We start from the raw sequence: 2,553 nt of genomic DNA on the forward strand, positions 1-2,553 counted from the left end.
ATCTCCAACCAGGAAAGTTTAGCTACAGAATCCCAAGTGAAGCAAATCCTCAAATCGTGCTGATTAATTCTAGCATATCAGCATGGTCATTGAAGGTATTCGGAGCTTCAAGTATTATTCTTAAGAATTCTTATATAAGGAGTGGAGAAATTTATGATAATGCGAAAATATTAGTTCTATATAATTCTACTTTATTAGATTTCCAAATTTCTGATAATGCTACCATAATTTTACAACGGTTGCTTATAGTTACTTCTATGAATGGACAGGCCCTTCAAGGAGCTAAAATTAGTCTTAATGGTGTAACAATTCCACAAATTACAACAGACGTCGATGGTAAGGCTACATTGTATGTAAGCTTTAAAGCAAATAACCAGTCATATAGAGAAAATATAAATATTGAGGTTGTAAAGGAAGTCTCTAACGTCTCACGATACCATTCTCTAGGATCGTATAATTTAACGAATGGAGGACCTATTTATATCAAAGCCCAGTTAGAGCATCTTTTAAAGATTCTTTTAATTAAAGAAAATGCCATTATAAGTTCTACCAGCGAATGGCATACCCATAACTCAGTAGTACGGTTAAGTTCCAAATACATAATGGACGCCATTCCTAGTAAAAAAAGGTATGTTCTTACTTCATATAAACTTAATGATAGGATGCTAAACATATCAAGAACTGAAGTTGGAACATATCAATTATCTCTAACTATTAATCAATCTTACGTTGTAGCCTTTCACTACACTCCCCAATACTACTTAACAGTTATATCTCAGTATGGTAATCCTCAAGGAGAAGGATGGTATGATGCCGGATCAATAGCTACATTTTCTGTTACGTCTCCAGTAGGATTCATAATTCAACAAGTTTTTACAGGTTGGAGTGGAGATTCTACAGCAACAACCACAACCGCTACTATTTTAATGGACAATTCAAAAACTGTTATAGCAAACTGGAGGACAGATTACACACAATTATATGCAATTATAACGATCGCAATTGTGATTATAATTGCCACAATACTTGTAAAACATAAAAATAATCAGTTGTCCCATCAAAAATATTTTATCGGAAATCCATACAAACTCGTAACCTATTTTCTTTTGCTTTAAGAACAGATTCTAATAAAGCTGGCAACTCTTTTTGAAAAACTCAACATTTTTCACAGAATTAAAACGATCAAACACATCAGATAAAGCATCTATAATAGCAGGTTCAATTCATACTAAGTTAAAAACCTGATCATCAATTAGCAACACGCCGCAAATTGATGACGCAACCAGAATACGGTACATTAATAAAGAAACCATGACTTCTCTATCATTAAAGTATGATATATAGCTTCTAATGATAAAATGAAGTTAAGTATATAACACTTTCATGATGCTGATCTGAATTAGACATCTTCTGATACCTAACTAGAAAGAGGCATGTGATGTAGCATAAAGCATAAATTCTTTTGTTAAGCGTATAGTATGAGGGTTAGGCTTCTTGAGAGAAGGAAGCAGAATAATTGGGATCTTATTGATTTTAGTAACCCTAGTTCCCATCAGGCTCCCCTCATCATCTGATATATGTTAAAAGATAATATGGACAGGAGCATCTTAACAGCTAAACCCCTCCTCGAAACCGCCCTCATAAACCTTGCACCAAACTCATCCAACTGAGAAAACCTCGTCTCAATGATCCTCCTCACCACAGATAAGAACCGATAATACACCCTCTCAACCTCACTCCTTATCATATTAACCCTCTTTATAGCCACATACCACACCCCCCTAGCCCTCATAACCTCCGCAAAACTCTCATCAACATAACCCTTATCAAGAAGAACAACACAACCCCTAAACCTCTCACAAAATCCTCCACCCTCTCCTTCACAATAGTTATATCATGCTTATTAGCTGGATCAACATAGAGGAGGCTCAAATACCTCCCATCCGTACAACACGTCATCTTGTATCCTACATAGAACCCCCTTTTAATGGATTAAACCCCACACGCTCCCCCTCCTTAATCAGGTGTGAGCTCCCCCTCTTCTCATGCCTCCCGAGCCTGGAGAGCTTCTTTGTCTCTATTGGTTTGGAGTCCACGATCCTCAGTTTCTCGAGCTTGAAGAGTCCTAGGCATTCGATTAGGAGTTTTTCGTATCTGTTGAGTCTCTCAACTACCTTGTTGTATCTTACTTTTGGGAAGAGTTTGAGGTCTTCTATTAGGACTCTGTATGCTCTCTTGTATATTCCGTCGAAGTGCTTGTGCGCCATTACGCCGAATGTTACGAGGTCGTAGAGGCTCATCTTCTCATGGTTTGCCTTTGAGGGGTAGTGCTTTTCTACGATGGGTGTTATAACGGATCTTATGAAGTTGATCTCCTCCTCCAAACATCTGCACCCACACATAAGAACTCATGCTAACACATAAGCTTTATCTGATGGGAACTAGGGTAATAATCATATCAGGAGTCCTAATATTCATCATGATAAGGAAGAAGTAGAAATGTAAGATTTTATGTCTGTAAAAACACTAAAACAAGCTAAAACCTTTGGGAAA

2 pseudogenes are annotated in these 2,553 nt (G+C 37.1%); one reads left to right on the forward strand and one right to left on the reverse strand.

What is annotated here, in order from left to right:
- A pseudogene (locus MRT15_RS09180) lies at nucleotides 1–1,115 on the forward strand (hypothetical protein); the annotation flags it as partial.
- A 437-nt stretch (nucleotides 1,116–1,552) separates the two neighbouring features.
- Here the strand turns inward: MRT15_RS09180 and MRT15_RS09185 are convergent.
- A pseudogene (locus MRT15_RS09185) lies at nucleotides 1,553–2,402 on the reverse strand (transposase).
- Nucleotides 2,403–2,553: the final 151 nt, after the last annotated feature.

It is taken from the genome of Candidatus Culexarchaeum yellowstonense (assembly GCF_024707025.1).
Taxonomy (GTDB): domain Archaea; phylum Thermoproteota; class Methanomethylicia; order Culexarchaeales; family Culexarchaeaceae; genus Culexarchaeum.